The organism is Scandinavium sp., from assembly GCF_036271055.1.
Taxonomy (GTDB): Bacteria; Pseudomonadota; Gammaproteobacteria; order Enterobacterales; family Enterobacteriaceae; genus Scandinavium.
Genome location: NZ_DATBBJ010000073.1, coordinates 478008 through 499450, shown reverse-complemented (window position 1 = coordinate 499450; position 21443 = coordinate 478008). Strand labels below are relative to the sequence as shown.

General features: G+C 53.7%; 23 protein-coding genes. 8 read left to right on the top strand and 15 right to left on the bottom strand.

Annotation, left to right across the window (positions count from 1 at the left end):
* The first annotated feature begins 54 nt into the window (after nt 1-54).
* The 3 genes from mdtJ (at nt 55) to VH187_RS16125 (ending at nt 3000) form a co-directional block, all read left to right on the top strand.
* Entirely contained in the window at nt 55-417 is a 363-nt protein-coding gene (gene mdtJ / locus VH187_RS16135; protein WP_329702454.1) for a multidrug/spermidine efflux SMR transporter subunit MdtJ, read from the top strand.
* Nucleotides 404-733, top strand: a complete 330-nt coding sequence (gene mdtI, locus VH187_RS16130; RefSeq protein ID WP_329702453.1) for a multidrug/spermidine efflux SMR transporter subunit MdtI — start codon at nt 404-406, stop codon at nt 731-733. Before mdtJ ends, mdtI begins: the two co-directional genes overlap by 14 nt.
* Nucleotides 734-837: 104 nt before the next feature.
* Nucleotides 838-3000, top strand: coding sequence for a bifunctional diguanylate cyclase/phosphodiesterase (locus tag VH187_RS16125; protein ID WP_329702452.1), 2163 nt, complete (start codon nt 838-840; stop codon nt 2998-3000).
* Here VH187_RS16125 and VH187_RS16120 read toward each other — a convergent pair whose 3' ends face one another.
* The 4 genes from VH187_RS16120 to VH187_RS16110 all read right to left on the bottom strand — a co-directional run bounded on the left by VH187_RS16120 (nt 3001) and on the right by VH187_RS16110 (nt 6183).
* The gene (locus tag VH187_RS16120) at nt 3001-3825 is read right to left on the bottom strand and encodes a trypsin-like serine peptidase (RefSeq protein WP_329702451.1); all 825 of its coding nucleotides are present in this window, start codon (nt 3823-3825) and stop codon (nt 3001-3003) included.
* A gap of 102 nt (nt 3826-3927) precedes the next feature.
* Nucleotides 3928-4011 carry a small membrane protein YdgU gene (gene ydgU / locus VH187_RS23570; protein ID WP_473964792.1) on the bottom strand — a complete coding sequence of 28 codons (84 nt, stop codon included), beginning with the start codon at nt 4009-4011 and terminating at the stop codon, nt 3928-3930.
* Between the two features lie 74 nt (nt 4012-4085).
* Nucleotides 4086-4523 (bottom strand): acid resistance repetitive basic protein Asr, encoded by a 438-nt coding sequence (asr, locus tag VH187_RS16115; protein ID WP_329702450.1) that lies wholly within the window; start codon nt 4521-4523, stop codon nt 4086-4088.
* 175 nt (nt 4524-4698) lie between these two features.
* Complete coding sequence (locus VH187_RS16110) at nt 4699-6183, bottom strand: carboxypeptidase M32 (RefSeq protein WP_329702449.1); 1485 nt, start codon at nt 6181-6183, stop codon at nt 4699-4701.
* A 115-nt stretch (nt 6184-6298) separates the two neighbouring features.
* Between VH187_RS16110 and VH187_RS16105 the strand changes: the two genes are divergently transcribed.
* The gene (locus tag VH187_RS16105; protein WP_329702448.1) at nt 6299-6403 is read left to right on the top strand and encodes a KPN_01571 family protein; all 105 of its coding nucleotides are present in this window, start codon (nt 6299-6301) and stop codon (nt 6401-6403) included.
* Between the two features lie 30 nt (nt 6404-6433).
* On the opposite strand, the gene VH187_RS16100 is transcribed toward VH187_RS16105, so the two are convergent.
* Nucleotides 6434-7684: an MFS transporter gene (locus VH187_RS16100; RefSeq protein WP_329702447.1), complete on the bottom strand. Its 1251-nt coding sequence runs from the start codon at nt 7682-7684 to the stop codon at nt 6434-6436.
* A gap of 118 nt (nt 7685-7802) precedes the next feature.
* Here VH187_RS16100 and VH187_RS16095 point away from each other — a divergent pair, with 118 nt between their 5' ends.
* The 3 genes from VH187_RS16095 (at nt 7803) to bioD (ending at nt 10856) form a co-directional block, all read left to right on the top strand.
* Complete coding sequence (locus VH187_RS16095) at nt 7803-8732, top strand: LysR family transcriptional regulator (protein ID WP_329702446.1); 930 nt, start codon at nt 7803-7805, stop codon at nt 8730-8732.
* A gap of 93 nt (nt 8733-8825) precedes the next feature.
* Complete coding sequence (gene mlc / locus VH187_RS16090) at nt 8826-10046, top strand: sugar metabolism global transcriptional regulator Mlc (RefSeq protein ID WP_329702445.1); 1221 nt, start codon at nt 8826-8828, stop codon at nt 10044-10046.
* A 126-nt stretch (nt 10047-10172) separates the two neighbouring features.
* Nucleotides 10173-10856 (top strand): dethiobiotin synthase, encoded by a 684-nt coding sequence (gene bioD / locus VH187_RS16085; protein ID WP_329702444.1) that lies wholly within the window; start codon nt 10173-10175, stop codon nt 10854-10856.
* On the opposite strand, the gene clcB is transcribed toward bioD, so the two are convergent.
* From clcB to VH187_RS16045, 8 genes are all read right to left on the bottom strand, one after another.
* Entirely contained in the window at nt 10821-12116 is a 1296-nt protein-coding gene (gene clcB, locus VH187_RS16080) for a voltage-gated ClC-type chloride channel ClcB (protein ID WP_329702443.1), read from the bottom strand. The genes bioD and clcB overlap by 36 nt on opposite strands.
* A 186-nt stretch (nt 12117-12302) precedes the next feature.
* Nucleotides 12303-13451 (bottom strand): osmoprotectant ABC transporter ATP-binding protein OsmV, encoded by a 1149-nt coding sequence (osmV, locus tag VH187_RS16075; RefSeq protein ID WP_329702442.1) that lies wholly within the window; start codon nt 13449-13451, stop codon nt 12303-12305.
* Nucleotides 13451-14098, bottom strand: a complete 648-nt coding sequence (gene osmW / locus VH187_RS16070; RefSeq protein ID WP_329702486.1) for an osmoprotectant ABC transporter permease OsmW — start codon at nt 14096-14098, stop codon at nt 13451-13453. Before osmW ends, osmV begins: the two co-directional genes overlap by 1 nt.
* 9 nt (nt 14099-14107) lie before the next feature.
* Nucleotides 14108-15010, bottom strand: coding sequence for a glycine betaine ABC transporter substrate-binding protein (locus VH187_RS16065; protein ID WP_329702441.1), 903 nt, complete (start codon nt 15008-15010; stop codon nt 14108-14110).
* 19 nt (nt 15011-15029) lie between these two features.
* On the bottom strand, nt 15030-15743 hold the full coding sequence (osmY, locus tag VH187_RS16060) for an osmoprotectant ABC transporter permease OsmY (RefSeq protein ID WP_329702440.1): 714 nt from the start codon (nt 15741-15743) through the stop codon (nt 15030-15032).
* A 291-nt stretch (nt 15744-16034) separates the two neighbouring features.
* Nucleotides 16035-16649 (bottom strand): Tat proofreading chaperone DmsD, encoded by a 615-nt coding sequence (gene dmsD, locus VH187_RS16055; protein ID WP_329702439.1) that lies wholly within the window; start codon nt 16647-16649, stop codon nt 16035-16037.
* Nucleotides 16650-16742: 93 nt separating this feature from the next.
* Complete coding sequence (gene ynfE / locus VH187_RS16050) at nt 16743-19187, bottom strand: selenate/tellurate reductase subunit YnfE (RefSeq protein ID WP_329702438.1); 2445 nt, start codon at nt 19185-19187, stop codon at nt 16743-16745.
* Between the two features lie 135 nt (nt 19188-19322).
* Nucleotides 19323-19580, bottom strand: a complete 258-nt coding sequence (locus VH187_RS16045; RefSeq protein ID WP_329702437.1) for a DUF1161 domain-containing protein — start codon at nt 19578-19580, stop codon at nt 19323-19325.
* A gap of 103 nt (nt 19581-19683) precedes the next feature.
* Between VH187_RS16045 and VH187_RS16040 the strand changes: the two genes are divergently transcribed.
* Nucleotides 19684-20394 carry a YnfC family lipoprotein gene (locus tag VH187_RS16040; protein ID WP_329702436.1) on the top strand — a complete coding sequence of 237 codons (711 nt, stop codon included), beginning with the start codon at nt 19684-19686 and terminating at the stop codon, nt 20392-20394.
* Here the strand turns inward: VH187_RS16040 and speG are convergent.
* Nucleotides 20388-20942 carry a spermidine N1-acetyltransferase gene (gene speG, locus VH187_RS16035; protein ID WP_329702435.1) on the bottom strand — a complete coding sequence of 185 codons (555 nt, stop codon included), beginning with the start codon at nt 20940-20942 and terminating at the stop codon, nt 20388-20390. The two genes, VH187_RS16040 and speG, sit on opposite strands and share 7 nt — an antisense overlap.
* A gap of 66 nt (nt 20943-21008) precedes the next feature.
* Entirely contained in the window at nt 21009-21350 is a 342-nt protein-coding gene (locus VH187_RS16030; protein WP_329702434.1) for a DUF1283 family protein, read from the bottom strand.
* Between the last annotated feature and the right edge of the window lie 93 nt (nt 21351-21443).

Below are 21443 nucleotides of genomic sequence, written 5' to 3'. Positions count from 1 at the left end.
CTTGTGATTTATTACAAGTTGCAGAAGATTATATTCTCAGGAAGGAGAAGAACCATGTTTTACTGGATATTATTAGCCCTGGCTATTGCCACTGAAATTACCGGCACGCTCTCTATGAAATGGGCCAGCACCAGCGATGGGCAGCTTGGTTATATTTTAATGCTCGGGATGATTGCACTTTCTTATATATTTCTTTCATTCGCTGTAAAAAAAATCGCGCTTGGCGTGGCTTATGCGTTGTGGGAAGGCGTGGGTATTTTACTGATCACACTGTTTAGCGTACTGTTGTTTGATGAAAGCCTGACGCTGACGAAAGGCGCAGGGCTGGCAACGCTGGTAGCGGGAATTGTGTTGATTAAATCCGGCACTCGCAAAGCCAAAAGCAACCGCGCGGAGGTGAGCCATGGCGCAGTTTGAGTGGGTTCACGGCGCATGGCTGGCGGGTGCGATTGTGCTGGAAATCGCGGCCAATATTTTCCTGAAATTTTCAGATGGCTTTCGCCGCAAGGTTTATGGCCTGTTGTCACTGGCGGCGGTGTTAGCGGCATTTAGCGCGCTTTCGCAGGCGGTAAAAGGGATCGATCTCTCTGTGGCCTACGCCATTTGGGGCGGTTTCGGCGTGGTTGCTACTCTTGCTGCGGGCTGGATCTTGTTCGGTCAGCGACTTAATTACAAAGGATGGATCGGTTTAGCCTTATTAATTGCCGGTATGGTGATGATTAAACTTGCATGATGTGACGCTGCCCGCGTTTGTGGGCAGCGAAAAATGCTGGCTGTATTACGCTAATTAAACAGGGTGCATTTCCCGCTGGCTGGCTACTTGCATGAGGGTTGCGAATGTTTAATCCATCTTGCTGGCGCAATATCGCCACCGCCAGAACGCTTTTTGTGATGCTGTTTCTGGCGGGTATCGGTCTGATCATTTCTATTGTTTCCCTTTTGTACCTTTCTCAGCATCTGATCAGCAGCAAAACTAACGCCATCGACGCGCACCGTTCGGCGCTGTCGGTGGATGGCGCTATCCAGACCTCGGTGAATCGCGTGCTGTCGCTGGTGGTGGACAACGCCATTTGGGACGACGCGGTGCATAAAGTGTATTCGCCAGAGCTGGATACTCGTTGGCTGTACGACACCTGGGGCGCCGGGTTTAAAATCAATAACCTCTACGATGGCACTTTTGTGCTCGACGAACATTACAAGGTGCTGTGGGGATCGTTCCACAGTCAGTCATTTACTGAACGCAATCTGGATTTTTTTGGCGAAGGGCTAACCGCGCTGATTAACCAGCATGCGGCGGATCTCGCCAGCGGTAAAAATATCTTCGCCGGGATCACCCAAACCCGTGAGGGGGTTGCGTTTGTGGGCATTGGTTTGATTCGCCCGATGACCAGTCGTCTGCCAATTTATGACGCCACCCGGCGTTATCTGGTGATTACTCGCCATCTTAACCCCGGCATTCTGAAAGATTTAGGAAATACCTTCCAGATAGCTGACCTTAATTTGACCAAAACACACACCAGTGTTTACAGCGTGCCGCTAAAAAGTTCGGGCGGCAAAGTGGTGGGCTATCTCAACTGGCAGCCGCGTTTGCCGGGCGCTGAAGCAGTGATGGCGGCTTCGCCGGAAATCCGCAAAATTGTGGCGCTGGCGGCAGGGCTGATTTTGCTGTTTATCATGCTCAGCAGCCTGGGTTTGTACAAACTGGCGCGCGGCGAGAAACAGGCGCGGGAAATCGCGTTGACCGACTGGCTAAGCCGTCTGCCGAATCGCCGGGCGTTGATTGAGCATCTGGAACAGGTCAGCCCGCGCAGCGATGAAGCACTCAAAACCGTGGTGTTTATCGATCTGGATGGTTTCAAGGATGTGAATGATATTTACGGGCATGATGTCGGCGATACGCTGATTGTGCATATCGCGCACACGTTGCAAGCACAGGTGCCAGTGGGCGGGATGCTGGCTCGCCTCGGCGGCGACGAGTTCGCGATGACCGTGAGCGGGGTGGGATCCGGGCAAAAAGCGGCGGCGTTTGCGGGCAGCGTACTGGATTATCTCAATAACCCTATTCGCCTTGGCGAGCGCACGATCCATATCAGCGCCAGTATCGGCATTGCCAGCGGATCGCTGGAAAGCAGCACCAGTTCAGAGCTGTTCCGCCGCGCAGATATCGCGATGTACCATTCAAAAATTACCGGAAAAGGGCGGATAACGCATTACGACGCAGAGCTGAACAGCGCGCGCGAATACCAGTTGAGCATTGAGAATGACATTCGCGAGGGGCTGGAAAATAACGAATTTGACGTGTGGTATCAGCCGATTGTGGATGCGCGTTCCCAGGTAATGACTGGTGTCGAGGCGCTGGTTCGCTGGCCGCGCAGACCAAAAGGTGAACTGAAACCGGATGCGTTTATCGCGATTGCGGAAACCAGCGGACTGATTTATTCACTCGGTCAATTTGTACTGCGTCGTGCGTGTGCGGATTTACAAGCGCTGGATGACTTAAAACTGTCGGTAAATATTTCCCCGGCACAGTTTCGTGACCCTGAATTTGAAAACAAAGTGGCTCGGGTGCTGGAATCCAGCCATTTCCCGCCGTACCGCTTACAGCTTGAAGTGACGGAAACCTATGTGCTGGAAAATCCCGAACGGGCGCGGGTGGCGATTGCGAACCTTAAATTGTTGGGGACGGCGATTGCGCTGGATGATTTCGGGACGGGCTATTCCAGTATCGGTTATCTGCGGCGTTTTAATTTCGACACCATCAAAATCGACAAATCTCTCGCCGGACTGGTGGACAGCGACGAGCAGGCGGCGGCGCTGGTTGGCGGCACGATCCGCATTGCCAGCGCGTTAGGGATGACGGTGGTTGCCGAAGGGGTCGAGAATGAAAAACAGATGAAGCTGTTACGGTTAGCCGGGTGCGATCAGTTACAGGGATTTTGGTTCAGCGAACCGATGCCGATGGCGTCGCTGCTGCAATTGCGTCAGCAGCGACACGGCTAATTACTCGCCAGCCAGTGTTTCAAGTTTGTCGCGAAAACCGGTGACAGAGATGGCTCGGTTATCGGCACGATAACGGTCTTTCGCCGCCGGGGCCGAACTTTGCACGCCAATCAATTGCCAACCGTCAGCAGTTTTCAGCATCAGGGGGGAGCCGCTGTCACCTGGCAGGGTATCGCACTGGTGCGATAGCACGGTGCTCTGCGCCCAGCCCGTCACCACACAATTATTGTGCGTGTACAACGAATCAAGATGATCGAGCGGATAACCGGACTGTGTCACCTGACGGTTGGCGGTTTTCAGCGCGGCGGTCAGCGCGTCTTTATCCCCGGCGAACAACGGCAGCGGCGTAATGCCGGACGGCGGGTAGCGCAACACGATCAGACCAAAATCCCATGGCGCGGCAGAAGACGGCACAATCCAGCCTTCGCCGTCAGGCTTGAGGCGTTTACCGAGCGACGGCTCAACGCGGCCTTCAATACCGTGAATTTCATAACGCCAGACACCTTTTTGCGATACAAAACGCAGTGCGACAGGCTTATCGAGTTTTCCGCGCGGCGGCGTTAGCAGGCAGTGTCCGGCGGTTAACGCCAAATGCGGGGAAATTAAGGTGGCGGTACAAAGATTACCGCTGGCTGTTTCAAGCTGGCCGATAGCGTCCCACGGAGATTGCGTTGGATTCGTGACCTTGACGCGGTCGTCATGACCGAAAAATAGCGTCTTAAGATCGCTGGCACTGATGCCGGTATCATCGCTGTCGTCGTCAGCGTGGGTCAGGGGAGAAAAAAGGCAAACGGCTCCCAGTAAAACCACTATGGATCTGCGCATAACACTCTCTGAAGGGGCAATTATGATTATTAAAAGGTAAACCCAATGAGATTACTATAGACGGGATGAATAAAAAGTGGGAGTAAAATCAGCGAACTACACTCAGGACAAGAAGAACCGAGTGGCTACCAGCGCACAGATAATCAGCAATAAAAGGATGAGCTCAAAGCGATAGCGGCGCAACATCATTGCTCTCCAGAAAAAAACGGCGCTGAAACAGCGCCGATTTAGTATACAAGACCGTACTGCCGGGTGCGAACTTATGCAGCTGGCTGTGCAGCTGGTTTAGCAGCAGCGTGGGTAGTGTGTTTTTTGTGTTTTTTAGCAGCCTGAGCTTTCTGAGCTACAGCAGGTTTGGTTGCTGCTTTTTTGTGGTGCTTTTTAGCAGCCTGAGCTTTCTGCTCTACAGCTGGCTTGGTTGCTGCTTTTTTGTGGTGCTTTTTAGCAGCCTGAGCTTTCTGCTCTACAGCTGGTTTAGCTGCTGCTTTTTTGTGGTGCTTTTTGGCAGCCTGAGCTTTCTGCTCTGCAGCAGGTTTAGCTGCGGTTTTCTTGTGTTTTTTATGGTGAGTGGTTTTAGCAGGAGCCGCGTGAGTGGCAGCAGGCGCAGCAGCCGGTGCGGTAGCAGCGGTATCAGCAGCGAAAGCAGCAGAAGACAGACCCATAGCAGCGGCAACAACCAGAGCTAATACTTTTTTCATTCTGAAATCCTCGAATTTGGTTTCTATGTTCAACCCCACTGCGGGGCCGTTGAGATGAACTATAGACTTGTGGATCAAAGCGTTCAGTGAGTGATTGGTATCGGCGTGTAACCGTTTGTACATCGAGAGGTATAACGTGGAAAGACGCGCCAGACGCTGGGCCTGGCGCAGAGGATTACAAGTAGCGGGCGGTGAGGTGATCGCGGAAATAGCGGCTGTTGAGATCTTCGCCAGTGGCGTTCATTATCAGTTCGGACGTGCTGAAACGGCTGCCGTGCTGCCAGACGTTCTGTTGTAACCAGCCGAACAATGGGCTGAAGTTGCCTTGATTCAGATTTTGGTCGAGATCGGGCAGCGCTTTGCGGGCGGCCTGGAACAACTGCGCGGCATACATCGCCCCGAGCGTGTATGACGGGAAATAGCCGAATCCGCCATCGGTCCAGTGAATGTCCTGCATACAGCCGTTGCGGTAGTTGCCTTCGGTCGACAGTCCCAGATATTGCTGCATTTTTTCATCCCACAGCGCCGGAATGTCATCGACTTCAATCTCGCCGTCAATCAGCGCACGTTCGATTTCATAGCGCAAAATGACGTGCGCCGGGTAGCTGACTTCATCAGCATCCACGCGAATGTAACCGCGCTCGACGGTTTGGCTCCAGGCAATAAAGTTGTCCAGCGTGAACGCAGGCTGATTGCCGAAACGCTGCTGGATGTGCGGCAGAATATGCTTGAGGAACGCCGCGCTGCGACCAAGCTGCATTTCAAAGAACAGACTCTGTGATTCGTGAACGCCCATGGAACGCGCGTGGGCAATAGGTTGTCCGGCCCACTGGCGTGGCAGATTTTGCTCATAACGCGCATGACCGGTTTCATGAATCACGCCAAACAAGGCGCTCAGCAGATCGTTCTCATCGTAGCGGGTGGTGATGCGCACATCTTCCGGCACGCCGCCACAGAACGGATGCGTGCTGACATCAAGACGGCCGCCGTTGAAATCAAAGCCGAGCATGTTCATCGCTTCCAGCCCCAGTTCTCGCTGAGATTCAGTCGCGAACGGGCCTTGCGGGTTGATCAATTTACGGCTGGCCAGCTTATCAACCACAGTTTGTAGTAGGTCTGGCAACCAGCTTTTCAGGTCAGCAAATAGCACGTCCAGACGCGCGCTTGTCATCCCCGGTTCGTAGATATCGAGCAGGGCGTCATAGCGCGAACCGCCGCTGGCTTCGGCGCGAATTTTGGCTTCTTCGCGGCTTAGGCGAACCACTTCTTTCAGGTTCGGTGCGAAACCTTGCCAGTCATTGTTTTTGCGCTGGGTACGCCAGGCGTGTTCGCAACGATTGCCCGCCAGCGATTTTGCTTCGACCAGGCTTTCCGGCAGCAACGCGGCCTGGTCATACGCGCGGGCCATCTCACGCAGGTTGGCGCGTTCGTCGTCGGTCAGATTTTCCTGTTGGGCGGCAGCCAGCCACTCGCCGACTTTTTTATCGGTCAGAATTTGGTGTTGAAGCACGCCCAGTTCGGCCAGCGCTTCGCCGCGCGCCTGGCTTCCGCCCGGTGGCATCATGGCGGCCATGTCCCAGCCAGCGATGGCGGAAAGGTGTGAGAAACGCGATAAACGCTGGAAAGTGCGGGTGAGCTGCGAGTAGTTGTTGTCTGCCATGTTTGCCTTAATCCTGTTGAATGACTTTTGTTTGTGCGGGCGGTCAAAAATACGACAAAAGTATGAGGCGGAATGGAAAATTCACACCAGACTAATGACTATCACAGGTCAAAGTGTGCGGCAAACTATGAATCCGTTCATCTGGATCTTTATTACGCTACTGTCGATTGACGCAGTACGCGACATGGCAGGGCTTACCACTTTCCTCGGTCAGTGGTAAGGACGCCCGTCAGCCGACGGGCAGCAGACATTAATGCAGGCGTTTGTGCAGGCAACTGCCGGTAATTAACGCCAGGACAAGCATTGCCGCGATAAAACCCCCGACGCCGTTCCAGCCCCAGTTATGCCAGAACACACCGCCCAGCGTCCCCGCAATACTGGAACCGAGATAATAGCTGAACAGATACAGCGACGACGCCTGACCGCGAGCGCGTCGCGCCCGTGGCCCAATCCAACTGCTGGCAACAGAATGCGCAGCGAAGAAGCCTGCGGAAAACAGCAGCATGCCGAAGAAAATCAGCCACAGCGAAGAGAACAGCGTTAGCAGCAGACCGCACAGCATCACTGCGGTAAAACCCACCATTACCGGGCCGCGACCGTAACGCTGCGTCATCGCGCCTGCTTTCGGCGAGCTCCACGTACCAGTGAGATAAGCGACAGATAACAGGCCAACCACCGCCTGGCTTAACGACCAGGGCGGCATCATCAGGCGATAGCCGATGTAGTTAAACAGCGTCACAAACGCGCCCATCAACAAGAAGCCTTCGGCGAACAGCAGCGGCAAACCTTTATCGCGCCAGTGAATGCGGAAGTTGATAAACAGTGATTTCGGGCGCAATGATGCCGCCTTAAAGTGGCGAGAGTCCGGCAGAATTCGCCAGAACATCAGCGCCGCCGCCAGCGCGAAACAGCCAATCATCGCGATAGCCACCCGCCAGCCGAAGAAATCGGTCATGACCCCGGTGAGCAGACGACCGCTCATGCCACCAATTGAGTTGCCGCTGATGTAAAGCCCCATGGAAAAAGCGACAAAGCTTGGGTGAATTTCCTCGCTGAGATAGGTCATACCGACCGCCGCCACACCGCTTAATGACAGGCCAATCAGCGCACGCATGATCAGAATACCGTGCCAACTGGTCATCGTCGTCGACAATAACGTACAGCAGGAGGCCAGCAGCAGCGCGGTGACCATGACCTGTTTGCGTCCGATGGCGTCCGACAACGGCCCGGTAAACAGCAAGCCGAACGCCAGTAACCCGGTCGAAACAGAGAGCGAAATACTCGCGCTGGCAGGGGAAACGCCAAACTCTTGTGACAACACCGGCAGAATGGGCTGAACGCAATAGAGCAGGGCGAAGGTCGCGAGACCGGCGGAAAACAGCGCCAGAGTCACGCGAATAAACTGCGGGGTGCCGCGTTGAATAAACTGCCCCGGCGCGGGAAGGCGGGTATCGGTGACGTCGCCAGGCGAAGCGGTGTCAGCGGTGGTAGTACGGCTCACGGGAAGATCCTTGCGTAAAAACAGCGAATAAGAGAAACATTCAGTTCACCTTCCCAGAGTAGGAAAATGTTAATATTCTGTCTAATATATTAATAATCTCAAATGATATGTTTAAAGTATGAATATCGAACTGCGACACCTGCGTTACTTTGTGGCGGTAGCTGAAGAGCTGCATTTTGGCCGGGCCGCTGCCAGGCTGAACATCTCTCAGCCGCCGTTAAGCCAGCAAATTCAGATCCTTGAACAGCAGATAGGCGCGCGTCTATTCGCTCGCACAAACCGCAGCGTCAGCCTGACGCCTGCGGGAAAACTGTTTCTGGCCGACAGCCGACAAATTTTGATGCAGGTAGAAGATGCCGCCGCTCGTGCCGCCCGTCTGCATCAGGGGGAAACCGGTGAACTGCGGATTGGTTTCACCTCGTCGGCTCCCTTTATAAAGGCGGTGTCCGACACGCTGTCGCGTTTTCGTCTGCAATATCCGGATGTGCATATTCAGACGCGTGAGAGCAATACGCGTGAACAGATTGCACCGCTGAGTGAAGGGGCGCTGGATTTGGGCCTGATGCGCAAAACACAGCTACCGGAAACGCTCGACTGGCAGGTCATTCTGCGCGAACCGCTACTGGCGATGGTGCATCGCGATCATCCGCTCGCGCAAAGAGAATCGGTCGCGCTGGCGGAGCTGGTTGAGGAGCCATTGGTGTTTTTTGACCCACATGTCGGCACCGGGCTGTATGACGATATTCTTGGCTTATTGCGCCGTTTCGGTACGCCGGTCATTACGCAGGAAGTGGGCGAGGCGATGACGATTATTGGCCTGGTGTCCGCAGGATTGGGCATTTCTATCCTTCCGGCCTCTTTTAAAAGGGTGCAACTCAATGAGATGCGCTGGCTGCCGATAAGTGATGAGGACGCGGTGTCCGAGATGTGGCTGGTGTGGTCAAAACATCATGAACAGTCGCAGTCCGCGCTGCGGTTTCGCGAACAACTGCTGGCGGCGGCGTTGGTTGACTTTTTTTCTGAAAATACGCGAAAAAATGTGCGGTAAATCACAAGCCTAAGCAAAAATTTGACGCGTTACGTAGAAGTGCTTCACCATAGCAAAAGTTTATTTCGAAGCGCGAAAATAAGGGAGTTTGCGGTGGTAGCAGAAAGTCAGCCAGGCCATATCGATCAGATCAAGCAAACCAACGCAGGGGCGGTGTACCGCCTGATTGATCAACTCGGCCCGGTGTCGCGTATCGACCTTTCTCGCCTTGCGCAATTAGCTCCCGCCAGTATTACCAAAATCGTTCGTGAAATGCTCGAAGCACACCTGGTGCAGGAAACTGAAATTCAGGATCCGGGCAGCCGTGGGCGTCCTGCGGTCGGGCTGATGGTGGAAACCGAAGCCTGGCATTATCTTTCGCTGCGCATCAGTCGCGGGGAAATCAATCTCGCCCTGCGTGATTTGAGCAGCAAACTGGTGGTGGAAGAAGAACAAACGCTGCCCCTGGTGGATGACAAACCTTTCCTCGACCGGGTCATCGAACACATCGATCATTTCTTTATTCGCCACCAGCAAAAACTGGAGCGTTTAACCTCTATTGCAATAACCCTTCCCGGAATTATTGACACTGAAAATGGCATTATTCACCGGATGCCGTTTTATGATGACGTCAAAGAAGTGGCGCTCGGCGAGGCGCTGGAATCGCGCACTGGCGTACCGGTTTACCTGCAACATGATATCAGCGCATGGACCATGGCAGAGGCGCTGTTCGGCGCATCACGCGGCGCGCGGGATGTGATTCAGGTGGTTATCGATCATAACGTGGGCGCAGGTGTGGTAACCGACGGGCGATTACTGCATGCAGGAAGCAGCAGCCTGGTGGAAATCGGCCATACGCAGGTCGATCCTTACGGGAATCGCTGTTACTGTGGTAATCACGGTTGTCTGGAAACTATTGCCAGCGTTGAGAGCGTTCTGGAACTGACACAAGTGCGGATGAAACAGTCGATGAGCTCGATGCTGCATCAGCAGCCTCTGACAGTCGAATGGCTTTGCCAGGCGGCGGTGCAGGGCGATCTCTTAGCCAGTGATATCATAAGCGGCGTGGGCACCCATGTTGGGCGCATTCTCGCGATTATGGTGAATTTATTTAATCCGCAAAAAATTCTTATTGGTTCGCCGTTTAATCAGGCTTCCAGCATCCTTTTTCCGGCTATCAGCGCCTGTATTCATCAGCAATCACTGCCCGCATACAGCAAACATATCAGTGTTGAAAGCACCCAGTTTCTGAACCGTGGCACGATGACCGGCGCTGCGCTGGTCAAAGATGCGCTGTATAACGGCTCACTGTTGATCAGACTGCTGCAAGGATAACAATTTAAATTTGTTTAACTAAAATTGCGCTAACGCAAGCCGCCTTTTCGGGCGTTCACGTACACTCCCTCCGCTCTGAACTATCACCCTGATTTATATATTTCCGTCAAAGCTGTGGAGTGGAACATGCTTAAGCGTTTCTTTATTACAGGTACGGATACGTCTGTTGGTAAAACGGTCGTATCACGCGCATTGCTGCAAGCGCTGGCCGCTCAAGGTAGCCATGTCGCGGGCTACAAGCCTGTCGCCAAAGGCAGTAAGGAAACCCCTGATGGGCTGCGGAACAAAGACGCACTGATCCTGCAAAGCGTGACGACCGTAGAGCTTCCCTACAGTGCCATCAATCCTATCGCCCTGAGCGAAGAGGAAAGCAGCGTGGCGCACAACTGCCAAATCGATTACACGCTGTTGTCGAAAGGGCTTGGCGAGCTGAGTGCGGCGGTCGAGCATGTGGTGGTTGAAGGCACTGGCGGCTGGCGCAGCCTGATGAACGATCTGCGCCCACTTTCCGAATGGGTGGTTCAGGAACAATTGCCGGTGGTGATGGTGGTCGGGATCCAGGAAGGCTGCATTAATCACGCTTTGCTGACCGCCCAGGCGATTGCCAACGACGGTTTGCCGTTTATCGGTTGGGTTGCGAACCGTATCAACCCCTGTCTCGCGCATTACGCTGAAATTATTGATGTGCTGAGCAAAAAACTCCCCGCGCCGTTGGTCGGAGAGCTGCCGTATTTGCCACGCGCAGAACAGCGCGATTTGAGCCAATATGTTGATTTATCCCTGTTCGGCGACGTGTTGACGGTAAATTGAATCCTGACGCAACGTTCGCGAAAGCACCGAAGCCACCACGCAGGAAATCAGCAAGCCGGGCAGTAACGCATATTGCCCGGTCATTTCACAAATCATCAGCGTCGACATAATCGGCGCATGGGTGGTCGCCGCCAGTAGCGTTGCCATTCCCGTTAACCCCAGTAATACCGCCATTTCATTGCCATCCGGCAGCCATAGCCCCCAGACGCGGGCAAACAGCATTCCGATTGCCATGCCGACAAACAGTGTTGGCGTAAACACCCCGCCCGGCGCACCAGAACCGCTGCTCGACAGAACCGCCAGCAGTTTGCAGATAAACACGCCCCCGATCGCGGCAAACAGCGGTGGTGTCAGCAAATAGCCTTGCACCACGCTGTAACCATTTCCCCAGACGGCGGGTGTGATTAGTGACAGCAGGCCGACAATAAAACCACCGAGTGCGAGTTGCCACGGCGGGGAGAGTTTCAGGCGTAAGAAGAGGGAATGGGTGACACCCATCAGCCAGACAAACAGCGGGCCGCAAAGCCCGGCGAGTAAACCTGTCGCCAGCATTAAACCGTAGGTTCCCGCGCTGTGCGGCGCGTCAACCTGGACGATATACAACAACGCCGGGCCGCCGCTCAATAAGTTCGTAATTAAAAGGGCGATAACGGCTGCGACCACCACCGGCCCGAGTGAAGCCAGCATCAAAGTGCCGAACAGAATTTCTGCGATAAACAAACTTCCGGCCAGCGGTGCGTGATAGGCGCTCGCCATCCCGGCGGCGGCCCCACAAGCAATCCACAGCTTCCATTCGTCTTTTGGCGTAAAACGTTTTGCAAAGAAAGAGGCGGCGAGGGCGGCAAGCAGGATCATCGCGCCTTCACGCCCGATGGCGCTGCCGCTGACCACCACTAACAAAGAGGCCAGAGATTTGATGAGGCTCGAACCATAATCAAACTGCCCGTCGCCGGTTTCTAACGCTTCCATATAGTCGGTCGGCGCATGCGGTCGCTGACGCGTGTAACGCTGCCAGCCCCATAACAGCAGACCCGCAGCCAGCCCGCCGAGCGCGGGCGTCAGCAGCCGTCGCCACCAAGGCAAACCGCTTGCTGCATACACCAGACTGCCACTGCTGTCGCTAAGCAAAAGCCATTCGAGCCAATACATGGCGTGCCGAAACAGCGCCACGGCAAGGGCGGCGAGAATACCGACAATCGTCGCAATCAACAGGCGGCGAAACATAGCCTGAATATCCGGATAAGTATGAAGACGGTGCATCAGTTCTACATTGTGAAAAAGGGATAGTGAATACTATACACAACCTGCTGAGGTTGATTGATAAATGTCACGGTGAGGAAGGTTGCGAATGGATTTCTGCGGTATAGCCCGGCGGCGCTTACGCTTGCACGGGCCTACAATGTTCTTGTTGGCCTGAGAAGCGTACACGCCATCAGGCCTTACAGGTTAATCCGCCGAATAAATATTCAACGCACGTCGTGTACGACCTGAGCTGAGGTAGTCGGCGATGTAATCCTGAGAAATTTCACCGTTGTAGCGGCCTTCTTCATCGACAATCGGCATCCAGCTGGTGTTGCTTTCGTATAGTTTGGACAGCACCACGCGCAAGTTGTCTTCGGCTTTACCTGTGACGCGGAACGGGTGCAGCAGATCTGCGCAGTTCCCCGTGGCGTTACGGGCTTCACGGCGCTTCACAAAGCCCAGTGGTTTGCCGTCATTATCCACGACGGTAATGGCTCGAATATCGTTGTCATCCATCGTGGCAAATGCCTCAGGCGCAGCGGTATCGCGTTTCACAGTAATAGTTGGCTGTTGGTCGGTGACGTCACCGGCTGAGACTAACAGCAGGCGTTTCAGCGTTCGGTCCTGACCGACAAATGAGCCAACAAATTCATTCGCCGGTTTGGCGAGCAATTCGTCCGGGCTGGCACACTGGACGATTCGCCCCTGACGGAATACGGCGATACGATCACCCAATTTCAGCGCCTCATCAATGTCGTGGCTGACCAGCATCACCGTTTTTTTAAGCTGACGCTGCATATCCAGGAACTGATTCTGGATCACTTCACGGTTGATGGGGTCGACCGCGCCGAACGGTTCATCCATCAGCAGGACCGGAGGATCAGCCGCCAGGGCGCGAATCACGCCGATACGCTGTTGCTGACCGCCGGACATTTCTTTCGGATAGCGGTTAAGGAATTTCTTCGGATCCATCGCTACCATGTCCATCAACTCTTCGGCACGCGCCTTATAACGGGCTTTGTCCCAGCCGAGCATTCTTGGCACGACAGTGATGTTTTCCTCAATGGTCATGTTCGGGAACAGGCCAATTTGCTGGATCACATAGCCAATATTGCGGCGCAGCGTCACGGTGTCCATGTCGCTGGTGTCCTGGCCGTTGATCAGGATTTTACCGCTGCTTGCGGGGATCAGGCGGTTAATCATTTTAAGCGTGGTGGTTTTGCCGCAGCCTGATGGCCCCAGCAGCACACACATTTCGCCTTCCGGCACGTTGAGATTAACGTTGTCTACGGCATTAAAACTCTGGCCGTTTTTTTGCGTAAATTGTTTGGTCAGATTTTCTAATTTTATCATTATCGGATCCCTTTTGGTGTCAGGACAATCTGCAGTCGATGCAGCAACCAGTCGAGCACAATAGCCAGCAGGCAAATCATCAGCGCCCCGGCAATTAACATACGAATATCACTGCCGCCAATGCCGTTGAGCAGTAGCAGCCCAAGGCCACCCGCACCAATCACGGCGGCAATTGCCATTACGCCAATGTTCATCACCACGGCGGTACGGATACCACCGAAAATCACTGGCAGCGCAATCGGAATTTCAACCCAACGCAGACGCTGCCAGAACGTCATGCCGATCCCGCGTCCGGCTTCACGCAGGCCCGGTGGCAGGCTGTCGAGTGCGATGTGGGTATTACGCACAATCGGCAGTAATGAATAGAGGAACACTGCGGTAATGGCTGGCAGGGCGCCAATACCTTCGCCAATCATTGAGAACAGCGGGATCATCAGGCCGAATAACGCAATCGACGGAATGGTCAGCAAAATAGTGGTCAGGCCGAGGATCGGTGTGGCCAGCCATTTGTAACGAACAATTAAAATGCCCAGTGGAACACCGGTAATTATCGCCAGTCCCACGGCGAGCAACACCAGCCACAGGTGTTGCCAGGTCAGCGTTGCCAGATAGTTCCAGTTATCGATCATGTAATGGACAGTTTCCATCATTCCTCCTTAAACCAGGCCTTTGCTGTGCAGAAAATCCTGCGCAACTTTTTGTGGCGTCTGGTGATCGATATCCACGCGCTTATTCAGCTCGGTAATCACCTCGTTATTCAACAGGCCAGAGATCGTGTTAAGTGCTTCTTCCAGCCCTGGATTGGCTTCCAGCGTGTCTTTGCGCACAACTGGCGTGACGGCGTAGCTCGGGAAGAACCCTTTGTCGTCTTTCAGCACTTTCAGGTCGAAACCTTTCACACGGCCGTCGGTGGTGTAAATCAGCCCAGCATCAACAAAACCGTCACGCACGGCGTTGTAGACCAGGCCCGGGTCCATCTGGCGGATTTGGGGTCTGTCGAGCGTCATTTGGTAGGCCTGCTGCAAGGGTTTCATGCCGTCGCTGCGCCCGGCAAACTCGAGATCCAGCCCCAACAACCAGTTGTGTTTCGGGTCGGTTTTACGGATCTGCTCAATCTTCGCCACCATCTCCGACATGGTGTTGATGTTTTCGGCCTCGGCACGTTTACGTTGCATAGCGAAAGCATAGGTATTGTTCATTTCGGCGGGTTTCAGCCACACCAGCCCGTGCTTCGCTTCGAGACGCTTCACCGTTTCGTAAGACGCTTCCGGTGACATGCGCTTGTCGATGTGGTAGAAGATGATGAGCGCAGTTCCGGTGTACTCCCAGGTCATATCAATTTGCTTGTTAATCATCGCGTTATGCGAAATCACCGTCGCAATATTGGTTTTCGGTTGGACTTCGAATCCTTTTTTACGCAGATACTGCACGGTAATGGCGGATAAAATATGCTGCTCGGTAAAACTTTTGGTCGCCAGAATCAGCGGGGCGGCCTGTGCCTGTCCGGCAACAAACGCCAGCGCAGCGGCGGCGACAAACAGACGGGTTAATCGTCTCATCTCATGCTCCTGATTATAGTTATTCGGCAGTATGCGGGCTAAGGATGCGTCCAAGGCCTGCCAACAGTGTGTCGAGGATCAGGGCGAACAGGGCGGTTGCGACAGCACCGAGGATCAGCGTCGGGAAGTCGTTAAGGTAAATACCGGGGAAAATCAGCTCACCGTAGCTGCTCGCGCCAATCAAAAAGGCCAGCGGCGCAGTACCAACGTTAATGGCGGTGGCAATACGAATGCCGGACATCATTACCGGCCAGGCATTAGGGATTTCCACCTGTGTCAAACGTTGCCATTTGGTCATTCCGATCCCGTTCGCCGCTTCCAGCAGAGAACCCGGCACGGAACGTAGCCCGGAATAGGTGTTGCGCACAATCGGCAGCAGCGACGCAAGAAACAGCGCCACAATCGCCGGTTTATCGCCAATACCGACAACCACCATCGCCAGTGCCAGAACGGCCAGTGGCGGCAACGTGTTACCAATATTGAATATCTGCATCACGTATTCGGCGATCCCGCGAGCGGCAGGGCGGCTCAGCAGAATCCCGCTCGGAATACCGACCAGTAAGGCGAAGAACATCGAGGAAAACACCAGGATCAGGTGCTGTTGTCCGAGATAGAGTAAATCGACCTGGCGCGCGCGAAGGGTATCGAGACCAATTCCCCACGTGACGAGTGCCAGGACCACGATAATCGCGCCGATAAAAAGTAGCGCGCGGGTCAATAACGATGATTGCATTGCAGTGTATCTCCCTGTTTGCATGCTTATAGGTGTTGTTATGCCATGTTCCGGCAGGGTCCAAGACCTATAGCAAGTGGTGGGGAAGGATTCCAGAAAGGGAGGGAATTAAGTTCGGGTGTCAGGAATTGTAAACAAGGTGTTACGCCTTATAACGTAACGGCTGGAGAGTAGATTGCCAGAATTATCTTAAAACTAAATCACAAAGGTGACACCGTAACAAACTGGATTTTTATAGGTGACTGAAATTTAAGTTAAGTCGTCCGTCGGGTGACGGACGAGCGAGGTGTTTTAGCGGTACAGCTTTTTCTCTGCAACCGGGAACAGCAGTTGGGTTTTCCAGAATGCCAGCGTCTGCTGTGCCAGTTCCCCGAGTGAACGGTAGAACGGATGTTCTGCGTGGGCGATAAACTCTTCAAGAAAACGACCCGACCAGGGCAGAAGGTGCCAGCCAAGCAGCTGCTGCCACTCTTCATCACGGTTATTTTCTTTCAGCCAGGCGCCCAGCATCAGCATGGTGCCGAAATGATCTTCCGGTTCATTTTGTTCCGCTTCGAAAGAGATGCCGTTTTCGCGCATCCATTGACGCAGAGCGAGAGTCGAATCACCGAACAGCACGTTTTCGCGGTCTAACCACACCGAGCCCCACGGCGGAGCGGGCAACGCATACGGCCCGACGAAAAGACGCTGAAACGCCTCGCTTAATGGTTCTTCTGACTCCGCTTTAAAGTTTTCAATCAGCTCTTCTTTGAACGGGATAGATTCAGGCCATTGCTGCGCCCAGGAGCCGTCGCGGAAAGAGTCCACCAGCGGGGTGACGTTCTCGCTTTGTGGATCTAAATAAAACAGCGCGCCGAGTACACGGCCTGTAATGGCGATGGCTTCTACGAATCGCGGTTCATTCATAACAGTTTCCTTGCTGTGGCGTGGGACTTCCCACGCCGATAGTCTTGATAAAATTACGGATAACGACAGTTATCACGTTGCTACGCAGAAGATTCAGACCTTCTCGATTTGCACCAAATTGGTATGCTGCGGGTTGCCTTTCGCCAGTGGCGATGGGCGCTGGGTCGTCAGCGTATTGATGCATGAACCATGATCGATACGGTCGCCGTTCATGCTGGCATTATGCCATGCACCCTGGCCCATCGCGCTAACGCCCGGCATAATTCGCGGCGTGACTTTGGCCTCAATGCGTAACTCGCCACGGTCATTAAACACGCGCACCATGTCACCATTATGAATGCCACGCTTCGCAGCATCCACCGGATTTAACCAAACTTCCTGGCGGCAGGCGGCTTGCAGCACATCAATATTGCCGTAACTGGAATGGGTACGCGCTTTGTAATGGAAGCCAAAGAGTTGCAGCGGGAACTGTTCGCGCTGCGGCGCATCCCAGCCATCGAAAGTGGAAGCGTAGACCGGCAGTGGGCTGATGGTGTCGTCTTTCTCGATTTCCCAACTTTCAGCGATTTGTGCTAACTGCGCAGAGTAAATTTCAATTTTCCCCGACGGCGTTTTCAACGGATTCGCCGCCGGATCGTCACGGAAATCTTTATAAGCCACGAAATGACCGTTAGGATCTTTACGCTTGTAAATACCCATCGCTTTCAACGCTTCATACGACGGCAGTAGGGGATCTTTGGCGACCATTTTCGCGTACAGATATTGCAGCCATTCGGCCTGAGTGCGACCTTCGGTGAACTTCTGGAACACGTCTGGGCCAAGGCGTTTTGCGACTTCGCTGAGGATCCAGTAAATCGGTTTACGCTCAAATTTCGCGCTGGTGGCAGGCTGGATGAAAATCAAATAGCCCATATTGCCTGCGTAATCGTTCGGGATGATGTCTTCTTGTTCGATGGTCATCAGATCCGGCAGCAACAAATCAGCGTATTTCGCCGAGGCGGTCATAAAGTTTTCGATGACCACAATCATTTCGCATTTTTTGTCATCCTGGAGGATGTCGTGGGTGCGGTTGATCTGCGAATGCTGATTGATGATGGTGTTGCCCGCATAGTTCCAGATGAACTTAATCGGTACATCCAGTTTGTCTTTGCCACGTACACCGTCGCGCGTGGCGGTCATTTCTGCGCCGCGTTCTATGGCGTCTGTCCAGGTGAAACAGGAAATCGCCGTTTTCACCGGGTTTTCCAGCACCGGCATACGCTCGATGGTGATGTTATAGGTCGATTCACGTGCGCCGCTATTGCCGCCGTTAATGCCAACATTACCCGTCAGAATCGGCAACATGGCGATGGCGCGAGCGGTGAGTTCACCGTTGGCCTGGCGTTGTGGACCCCAGCCCTGACAAATATACGCCGGTTTGGCCGTGCCGATTTCACGTGCCAGTTTGATGATTTTGTCCGCCGGGATCCCGGTGATACGCGAGGCCCATTCCGGCGTTTTCGCCGTGGCATCGTCGCCCTGACCGAGAATATAGGCCTTGTAGTGGCTGTTAGCAGGCGCGCCTTCCGGCAGTGTCTTTTCGTCGTAGCCGACGCAGTATTTATCGAGGAATGGCTGGTCAACGAGGTTTTCGTCAATCAATACCCATGCCATGCCTGCGACCAGCGCGGCGTCGGTTCCCGGACGAATCGGCACCCATTCATCTTCGCGCCCGGCAGCAGTGTCGGTATAGCGTGGGTCAATGACGATCATTCTGGCATTGGACCGCTCGCGCGCCTGTTCCAGATAATAGGTAATGCCGCCGCCGCTCATGCGGGTTTCAGCCGGATTGTTGCCGAACATCACTACCAGTTGGCTATTTTCGATGTCGGAGGTGCTGTTACCGTCGTTGGAGCCGTAGGTGTAAGGCATGGCGCAGGCGATTTGCGCAGTGCTGTAGGTGCCGTACTGGTTAAGTGCGCCGCCGTAGCAGTTCATCAGACGCAGTACCAGTGACGCATACGGAGAGGAGCGGGTGATGTTGCCGCCGACAATGCCGGAGGTGTAGTTAATGTACACCGCTTCGTTGCCGTATTCTTTCACCACATGTTTGAGGCTATCGGTCAGCATATCGAGCGCTTCGTCCCAACTGATGCGTTCGAATTTACCTTCACCGCGTTTGCCGACGCGTTTCATCGGGTAATTCAGTCGTTCCGGATGGTTTATGCGACGACGAATCGAACGCCCGCGCAGACAGGCGCGCACCTGGTGATCGCCGTAAATATCTTCGCCGGTATTGTCGGTTTCTACCCAATACACTTCGTCATCACGCACGTGAAGACGCAGGGCGCATCGACTGCCGCAGTTGACCGAGCAGGCGCCCCAGACCACTTTATCAGCCGGAAGAGTCGCTTGCTGAACGGCCGCGGCCGCGCTTTTAAGGCCAAAGGGCAGAGACACACCGCTTGCGGCAAGCGCGAAAGAACCAATTGCAGATGATTTGATCAAAGAACGACGGCTGATCCCGCCGAGGTGTTCATGGTGTTCATTTTCCGACATCACTCACTCCATCTTTTTAGTTATACCATCGGACGTAAAACCCGACTTTTGATGGAAGAATGTTACTTACTTAGAGGTAGGAAGATATTATCCCCGGTCAATCAAGGGATAATATCTTTCGTTTGAAGGCAGAAACTACTGCTGTTCGTTGCCGTTACGGGTGTAGAGAATTTTAAAGGTGTCATTGGCGCAGTGCCCCACGACTTGCGCATCGGGGCGGTCGGCCTGGTCATTTGGCACGATGTCCAGCGTAAAGGCCGATTCCTCCACACCGTTGTTGACAATTTTCTGCTGAATGTCCTCTTTCACACGCTCGCAAGATTCCGGCGCTGCCGCGAACGCAGGCATCGCGCCGGCCAGTAACAGTGCCAATAGCCAGTGAGTCTTTTTCATACGCATCTCCTTTCGCTACGGTGAGATAAAAGCATAGCACTGATAGTGTAAATCGCTGTATTTGCTAATATGATTGAGAAAATTCTACCGTGAAGGACAGTCTGTGAAGAAACTGCTGTTGTTGATGCCGCTGGTAAGCGCGCTCACCGCCTGTGATAACGCCTCGGTTCCGGTCGCGTTTACGCCGGAGATGGCGAGCTTTTCCAACGAATTTGATTTTGATCCGCTGCGCGGCCCGGTGAAAGATTTCAGCCAGACGCTGATGAACGAAAAGGGCGAAGTGACCAAACGCGTGAGCGCGAAACTGTCGCAGGAAGGCTGTTTTGATTTGATTGAAATGCACGATCTGGAGAACAACACGGGTGTCACGCTGGTGTTAGATGCGAATTACTATGTCGACGGCACGACGCAGCAAAAACGCATTTTGCTACAAGGCAAATGCCAACTTGCGGGACTGCCAGCAGCCGGACTCACGTGGGATACGGACGATAATGGTTTTGTCGTCGCCGCACATGGCAAAGAATTCACGGTGGATTATCAGTATGACAAAGAGGGTTACCCGCTGGGGAAAACCTCTACCAGCGGAAAAGAAACGCTGAAGATTATTGCCAGCCCACCGAAGGATACCCGCAAAAAACTGGATTACACGGCGGTCAGCCTGCTGAATGACAAAACCATTGGCAATGTGGCGCAAACCTGCGATTACGACAGGCACGATAATCCGTTGAGCTGCGATTTGCAGATTGTGGATGACAGTGTAAAACCTGCGGTGACACAGCATTACACCATCAAAAATACCATTGAATACTACTGAGCCGTTGGCTTGAGCAGGGTGTGCGTTTTGTGTTTCGGTAAGTATTGATGCTGGAACAAGCACATCCGAATGGTATTGCGGTATTCGCCGTTAATGAAAAACTCATGGATGAGTTCGCCTTCCACCTGAAAACCGAGTTTGCGATAGATATGAATCGCTTTTTCGTTTTCCGTGTCGACAATCAAATACAGCTTGTACAGGTTCAGCACCATAAAGCCGTAATCCATCGCCAGCAGCGCCGCTTTGGTGGCAAGGCCTTTGCCCTGAAAATCCGGGGAAATAATAATCTGAAACTCGGCACGGCGGTGAACGTGGTTAATTTCCACTAATTCAACCAGACCGGCTTTTTCGCCGTCGCATTCAATGACAAAGCGGCGTTCGCTTTGGTCGTGAATGTGTTTGTCGTAGAGATCTGAGAGCTCCACGAAGGCTTCATAGGGTTCTTCGAACCAATAGCGCATCACGCTGGCGTTATTATCCAGTTGATGAACAAAACGCAGGTCTTCGCGTTCCAGCGGGCGCAGCTTAACGGTATAAGCGTCAGCCATGTGATGTCCTTATTAAGATGAGCAGGGCAAACGGGGAAGAAGGGCGCAGATCTGCGCCCATCGGTATTACGGAACGAGCTTTCGACCGGTAGTTCTGTCGAGACAGCGCAGGGTGTTGGGTTCCCAGTACGCGTTCAGGTTGGTGCTTTGCTCGCATTTGTCACGAGAATCAAAGGCCACGTCGGTTTTGTCCCACTCTTTTTCAGCGCGGGTGTTCACCTTCTGACGAAGGGAACGGGTGTCGTTCCACTGCTCCTTGTCCATCGCCGCATTCTGTTTGCTCTGCGCGCCATCACCCGATTCGATGATGAGCTTGCTGGTGTCCGCAGATGCGCTCGCGGTATACACGATGGCACCCAGCGTCAGCATTGCCGTCAGGCACAGGCGTTTGCTAAGGGTCACTTTCATTGCTGTTTCCTTTAGGGTGATAAAAACGGTAAACCCACACGCAGAGTTTACACCAACTCCAGTACAGGGAATACCCGCCCTAATGGTAAGGTC

Coding starts and splice junctions, on each gene's coding strand:
- mdtJ (WP_329702454.1), top strand. CDS start 55: ATGTTTTACTGGATATTATTAGCCCTGGCTATTGCCACTGAAATTACC.
- mdtI (WP_329702453.1), top strand. CDS start 404: ATGGCGCAGTTTGAGTGGGTTCACGGCGCATGGCTGGCGGGTGCGATT.
- VH187_RS16125 (WP_329702452.1), top strand. CDS start 838: ATGTTTAATCCATCTTGCTGGCGCAATATCGCCACCGCCAGAACGCTT.
- VH187_RS16120 (WP_329702451.1), bottom strand. CDS start 3,825: ATGCGCAGATCCATAGTGGTTTTACTGGGAGCCGTTTGCCTTTTTTCT.
- ydgU (WP_473964792.1), bottom strand. CDS start 4,011: ATGTTGCGCCGCTATCGCTTTGAGCTCATCCTTTTATTGCTGATTATC.
- asr (WP_329702450.1), bottom strand. CDS start 4,523: ATGAAAAAAGTATTAGCTCTGGTTGTTGCCGCTGCTATGGGTCTGTCT.
- VH187_RS16110 (WP_329702449.1), bottom strand. CDS start 6,183: ATGGCAGACAACAACTACTCGCAGCTCACCCGCACTTTCCAGCGTTTA.
- VH187_RS16095 (WP_329702446.1), top strand. CDS start 7,803: ATGAATATCGAACTGCGACACCTGCGTTACTTTGTGGCGGTAGCTGAA.
- bioD (WP_329702444.1), top strand. CDS start 10,173: ATGCTTAAGCGTTTCTTTATTACAGGTACGGATACGTCTGTTGGTAAA.
- clcB (WP_329702443.1), bottom strand. CDS start 12,116: ATGCACCGTCTTCATACTTATCCGGATATTCAGGCTATGTTTCGCCGC.
- osmV (WP_329702442.1), bottom strand. CDS start 13,451: ATGATAAAATTAGAAAATCTGACCAAACAATTTACGCAAAAAAACGGC.
- osmW (WP_329702486.1), bottom strand. CDS start 14,098: ATGGAAACTGTCCATTACATGATCGATAACTGGAACTATCTGGCAACG.
- VH187_RS16065 (WP_329702441.1), bottom strand. CDS start 15,010: ATGAGACGATTAACCCGTCTGTTTGTCGCCGCCGCTGCGCTGGCGTTT.
- osmY (WP_329702440.1), bottom strand. CDS start 15,743: ATGCAATCATCGTTATTGACCCGCGCGCTACTTTTTATCGGCGCGATT.
- dmsD (WP_329702439.1), bottom strand. CDS start 16,649: ATGAATGAACCGCGATTCGTAGAAGCCATCGCCATTACAGGCCGTGTA.
- ynfE (WP_329702438.1), bottom strand. CDS start 19,187: ATGTCGGAAAATGAACACCATGAACACCTCGGCGGGATCAGCCGTCGT.
- VH187_RS16045 (WP_329702437.1), bottom strand. CDS start 19,580: ATGAAAAAGACTCACTGGCTATTGGCACTGTTACTGGCCGGCGCGATG.
- speG (WP_329702435.1), bottom strand. CDS start 20,942: ATGGCTGACGCTTATACCGTTAAGCTGCGCCCGCTGGAACGCGAAGAC.
- VH187_RS16030 (WP_329702434.1), bottom strand. CDS start 21,350: ATGAAAGTGACCCTTAGCAAACGCCTGTGCCTGACGGCAATGCTGACG.